The 5,555-nt window shown below is 44.9% G+C and carries 7 protein-coding genes; all 7 read left to right on the top strand.

Going from position 1 to position 5,555, the window contains the following annotated elements; genetic code table 11:
- Positions 1-288 precede the first annotated feature (288 nt).
- Positions 289-1,206 carry an SMP-30/gluconolactonase/LRE family protein gene (locus tag JGK36_RS33140; protein WP_293192178.1) on the top strand — a complete coding sequence of 306 codons (918 nt, stop codon included), beginning with the start codon at positions 289-291 and terminating at the stop codon, positions 1,204-1,206.
- A gap of 15 nt (positions 1,207-1,221) precedes the next feature.
- On the top strand, positions 1,222-1,782 hold the full coding sequence (locus JGK36_RS33135) for an antibiotic biosynthesis monooxygenase (RefSeq protein ID WP_293187077.1): 561 nt from the start codon (positions 1,222-1,224) through the stop codon (positions 1,780-1,782).
- 204 nt (positions 1,783-1,986) lie between these two features.
- Positions 1,987-2,526, top strand: coding sequence for an SRPBCC family protein (locus tag JGK36_RS33130; protein WP_293199333.1), 540 nt, complete (start codon positions 1,987-1,989; stop codon positions 2,524-2,526).
- 64 nt (positions 2,527-2,590) lie between these two features.
- Positions 2,591-3,493 (top strand): AraC family transcriptional regulator, encoded by a 903-nt coding sequence (locus JGK36_RS33125; RefSeq protein ID WP_293187074.1) that lies wholly within the window; start codon positions 2,591-2,593, stop codon positions 3,491-3,493.
- A gap of 191 nt (positions 3,494-3,684) precedes the next feature.
- Positions 3,685-4,128 (top strand): DUF6640 family protein, encoded by a 444-nt coding sequence (locus JGK36_RS33120; RefSeq protein WP_293187073.1) that lies wholly within the window; start codon positions 3,685-3,687, stop codon positions 4,126-4,128.
- Between the two features lie 168 nt (positions 4,129-4,296).
- Positions 4,297-4,938 (top strand): isochorismatase family protein, encoded by a 642-nt coding sequence (locus tag JGK36_RS33115; RefSeq protein WP_293199330.1) that lies wholly within the window; start codon positions 4,297-4,299, stop codon positions 4,936-4,938.
- Between the two features lie 332 nt (positions 4,939-5,270).
- On the top strand, positions 5,271-5,555 hold a 285-nt coding region (locus JGK36_RS33110), incomplete at its 3' end, for a hypothetical protein (protein WP_293199328.1).

Raw genomic sequence — 5,555 nt, 5'->3', positions numbered from 1 at the left:
CTTTGAGGGACGGCTCCTTTGCTCTCTCTATCAATAGTGAGAGTATTGCTATCGCGTATGCCCTGTTTGTCCAGGGTTGTGCAGCGTAACACCGTCAGCATTCATGGATGAAGTGGAGCAGCCCAAGTATATTCATCACCGGATGACGGTTGCTTACTGAAGTGACTATTGGGATTATAGTGAAGCATGAGTGGGAACTACGGGCAGATTACCTGTCTATTTGGTTTGAAAATAATCTGGGCGCGAGCGCATGGGCTTGACTCAAATACATTACAAGGAACGATCGCAATGTCTACACCAATTGGATTACCGCCTATCTTTGAAAGCACTCCCATTGAGTTGGTGCCAAGCCAACAAATCGCGGAATTTCCTGCCAATACGTTTCTAGAAAGTATCGCGATCGACTCTGACAATACGTTATTTATTGCCAACCATTTTGAAGGAAAGATCGTTCGCATCGGGCAAGATCGAATCCCCGTAACTCATGCCACGATCTCAGGTAAGGCAGCAGGTCTAGCTTTTCTGTCAGAAACAGAACTATTGCTGACAGGTTGGAATCAAGACGGAATTTCCACCATCTTTAAAGTTTCATCTCAAGGTTCAGTAGAAACTTTACTAACAATGCCAGATGCAATCTTCCTGAATGGAATCACGCATTTGACTGGTAGTCGCTATGCGATCGCTGATTCCTATCGAGGTGCGATTTGGGAATTAGATGTAGCCCAAGTCAGCACTCGCATTTGGCTCGAACATCCTTTGTTGGCGCGAACCTCCGCAGAGCAAGAAATTCCCGGAGCTAATGGACTCAAAATCTTTAACAATGTGCTTTATGTATCGAATACCCAAAAGCAGCATATTGTTCGGATTCCGATTCTCGAAGATGCTGAGCCAGGGGAACCAACAATTTTTATCGATCGCGTAAACATTGACGACTTTGCCTTCGATCGCAACGGTAATCTCTACGGCACTACACACATTTATAACAGTGTGGTCAAGATTACACCAGATGGTAAAATAACCACGATCGCCGAAGCAGAACAAGGAATGGCAGGAACTACAGCCTTAGCATTCGGTCGTACTGGGCGCGATCGCACCAGTATTTACGTGGTAAGCAACGGTGGTATGTCATATCCATTGCCATCAGGAATTGAGTCGGCAAAAGTTGTACGTCTAGAAATTGGTGCTGAAGGATTACCGCTAATCTAGTTGGAAGTTTTTTGCATGAATCCATTGAATCAATCTGACGATCCTCCAGTAACTGTTGATATTCTGCAACAAGTCAAGCCTGGTTGTGAGGATGAATTCGATCGAGTTTTGAGCGATATATTAGTCGCTGCTGCGGCATTTGAAGGACATTTGGGAGTGAATATCTTCCGTTCAAGCGATCGCAGCAACCGAGAATATCGCATCGTCTTCAAGTTCGACCATTTGAGTAATTTGACCAGTTGGGAAAATTCTCCAATTCGTCATCGGCTTTTGGAACGAATCAAGCGGCTAACTGTTAATTCCAAGTATCAACGGCTGACGGGGTTAGAGACATGGTTTACCTTGCCAATTCAAGGGGCGATCGTGCCACCGCCCCGTTACAAAATGGTACTCGTTACTTGGCTAGTGATTTTTCCATTGATTAACATCATTCCACCCTTCTTAAATCAATTGCTTTTTCCATTGCCAACTTTGTTACGCAGTGCGATCGGTGCAGCTTTCATGGTTTCGTTAATGACCTACATCATCATGCCACGGGTGACAAAGTTATTTGCTAAGTGGCTCTATCCAAAGTAGAATACTCTTAAGTTCATTCATGAACTAAGGTCACGATGAAACCACTTTGTACGGATTGCCAAAAGTCGATCGAATGTCAAGGCTATCTACGATAGGATGATTGGCAACATTAGAATTTGAGCTGTTGATGACGCTCATTATCACACCGATAATAATGAAATCCAGCGAGCTTTAGCACTGGATCTAGCACCACAGACACGACAAATGTGTTGGCGATCGTTTATCAGGGCGATCGCCACATCAAACACCCCTTATCCAAGTCAATACGATTGCATGATCTTACTTTCCGCAACCATTAAGACTACCGTTACAGCTAGTCAAACAGCGGCTTTTGAGCATATTGTGCCTATTGACCTCACTTCTATATTTAAAGGTTATGGGCTGCTACCATCTGTCACGGGGATTAAGAACCAAGTTGGAAATTGGGACATCGCAGGGCAAACCCGCACTGTACATTTATCAGATAATAGCTCCGTCCAAGAGCTACTGACAAAATATGAGCATCCGCGATACTTTAGCTACACGGTTAGCGGTTTTACTGGGGTGCTGGGGTTTCTTACAACTTCTGCGAATGGCGAGTGGTGGTTTAGTATCAACTCATCAGGTCAGACTACGATCGAGTGGCGTTATACATTCAATGCACGGTCTGTTTTAGCGGTTCCAATCCTTTGGTTGATTACCAATTTACTCTGGCGCAACTATATGAATAATGCGCTGCAACGATCGAAAGCACTGATTGAGTAGAATATGACCTAACCAGCGATCGCATTCGGAATCGATCCAAGTCCTTACATCCAGAGTTTATAAAATGCCAGAAAAACAGCCCTTAACTATCGATTTTACTCAGAAAGATGATGTTATGAAAGTTGTCCCCCGATTGCCGCTGCGATCGAGCGAAAATTTGGGCTGGAATGAAATTCATGTTCAACAACATTGTCAACCCGCTTGGGAATCACCTGAATACGCTCACACTACACATATTGTGGTTGTCGGACTCAGTTCGGATTTGGTTCAGACAGAACGTTGGTTTGATGGACGCAGGCAGCAAGAGCAGATTGGCGGCGGAAATAATATTGCGATCGTCCCGGCAATGGTTCAGCATCGGAGCAGTTGGAATCAAGAAGCCTCCTTTTCCGTGTTATCCCTTGAACCCGATCGCTTGACTAAAATTGCCTATGAATCATTTACAACGGAGCGGATCGAACTCATTCCGCATTATGCAATGCAGGATACATTCATCGATCGCATTGGCAAGTCTCTGACAGCAGAACTTATAGAGGCTCGATTTGGCAGTCAGTTATTGGTAGACTCCTTGAAGATCGCACTTTCAATTCATCTGTTGAGGCATTATTCAGATTGGCACAAACCCTTGCGCGACTACCAGGGAGGGATGCCGAAGTGGAAAATGCAACGAGCGATCGCATATATCCACGATCATTTAGCTGAAAATCTAACTATTGCAGCGATCGCCGATGAATTAGAGATGAGTCAATATTATTTCTCACGGTTATTTAAGCAATCGATCGGTGTATCACCCTATCGATATGTAATGGAGCAAAGAATCGAATCAGCAAAACATTTATTGAAAAAAACTCCACTACCAATTTCGATGATTGCCGATCGGGTTGGTTTTGCCAATCAAAATCAATTGACAATCCAATTTCGGAACTTGACGGGTACAACACCTAGCAACTATCGCAAACACTTTTGATGTCCAGCCTCATAGCAAGATTCTAATAAATGGGGCAAGAATCAATGATTAATCCGGATTTTTTCTGACGCGATCGTGAGTCAGCAGAAATCTTTGCTAGGCTTGACTGCGTACTGAGGTACGGCGGAAGATGAACTTTATCGTTTCACTTCCAAACTAAAACGATTCGGGTTAGCTTAAAGGAGACAAAAATGAGCAGAAAGTTGAATTTAAGTAGATTTGCCATCTCTCTCATAGCCGTTATTAGTTCCCTGAGTCCCTTCTTAGCCGATTTCAATGAAACTCATGTTTTCAATCCACTTTGGCCGCCACACGCCAAATTTCATAACGGACAAACGATGACTTTGGGTCTTATTTGCGGGATTATATCGCTTTATTTTCTATGGTTTCGCAAGGTTTCTACTGACATTGAAAACTTAAAGATGTCTTGCTTATTTGCGGCTCTTTACTGGATGGCAATGGCACCAGCAATTCTCTATCCTGGAACGGCATTCGCTGACCCAGAATATGGTGGTCTTCAATCATTTTCATTAGGGGGTTTCCCAATTACACAAGTTCACATGGATTTTCTATTTTTTATCATTTTGGGAATTTGCTACTACACGGAAAGCAATCGAATGAAAAAATCTTCATGAATTTCGTGAAATTTCATGGAACATACTAAGGTTTTCTCAAAGAGCCGGAAAACTTTGGCTGAGGCTGAACTCTAAAACGCTGCGATCGATTTGAGCAATCGCAAGAATCATCTACTTCAAAGCTCAGTTTCAGACTTTATAGATCGTTCAAACAGAAGGAGAATCTCCATGAATTATGAAAAGTTCGAGATGCTTGACGACCAAAATGCCTGTGCGCTGCTGATTGACCACCAAGCAGGATTAATGTTATTTTGCGGTGATATTGACCCAATTCACCTTCGCAACAACTGCATCGCGCTGGCAAAAGTGCTTAAACTGCATAACATTCCGGTCGTGATGTCCGCTGCCGCGTTCGGACCCGCAGGGCCTCTGGGTCCGTTCCTACCGGAAATACTGAAGCTGTTCCCCGACGTACAGCCCATCTATCGCACCAAAATCAATTCGATGCACGATCCACGTATACGAGAAGCGATCGAAGCCACCGGTCGCAAAAAAGTGATCGCGGCTGGCATCACAGCAGACTTCTGTGTTGGGATTCCCGCAAAGACTCTGGCGGCGGAGGGCTACGATGTTCGACTTGTCATGGACGCTTCGGGGAACTATAGCAATCAGGTGCTGGCAGCCTCAACCGCCAACCTGACTCAATACGGCGTGAAGGTAACCAACTGGCTCAGTGTGGCTTGTGAACTTCAACAGGACTGGGCGATCGAGAAGACGGCACAAGGACTGCTGGAGATCTATCGCGAGCATCTGCCGGAGTGGTCTATGCTACAACTTACGTCGGACACCTGGAAATCCTTGCAGAAGTAGTTTTAGAGGTCGATTCTCCGAAACCGAGAAACACGGTCAATGACCCGCCGCTAATACGCAATCGACTTGGAAAAAGGTCGAGAATCGATAGGAATCGATCGCACCGAGTAGGATGCTCGGTCAGAAGCTGTCTTAGTGCGTCAGAACTTTAGTTAATTCTGAACGCTGCGATCGATTTGAACAATCGCAAGAATCACCTAACTGATTCTAGATATTCCGCAAGAAAGGTCTATCTTTTCATCCCATAACCAAGGTATTTTTTCTAGCCAAACCCGATAGTTTCGTTGCGCCTCGTTTCTTATTCCCTAACAATTTAACTGAGGTATATCAGTATGCATCGAGCAAAACTCGCCAGATGGTTGCTTATCACCGCAGCTATTTCCACCCTGACGATACCCATTGGAGTTGATGCAGTTTTGTTAGCAAACGGTCACATGAACAACCCGGCTTGGTTGCCTCACGCCAAACTCCACTGTGCCATGTCTTTCTTTGCGGCTGCCTCGTTGGGAAGTGCCGCTTTAGCAATTTTAAAAGTGCGTCCCACCAGCGATCGCTTTTCAATGGGTTTGGCTGCATTTCTCGGATCTGCGTTCTGGGTTGGGCTAATTGGCGCGGGG

It is taken from the genome of Microcoleus sp. PH2017_35_SFW_U_B, assembly GCF_020737865.1.
Classification (GTDB): domain Bacteria; phylum Cyanobacteriota; class Cyanobacteriia; order Cyanobacteriales; family Microcoleaceae; genus Microcoleus.
This window is presented reverse-complemented; position numbering and strand designations above follow the sequence as displayed.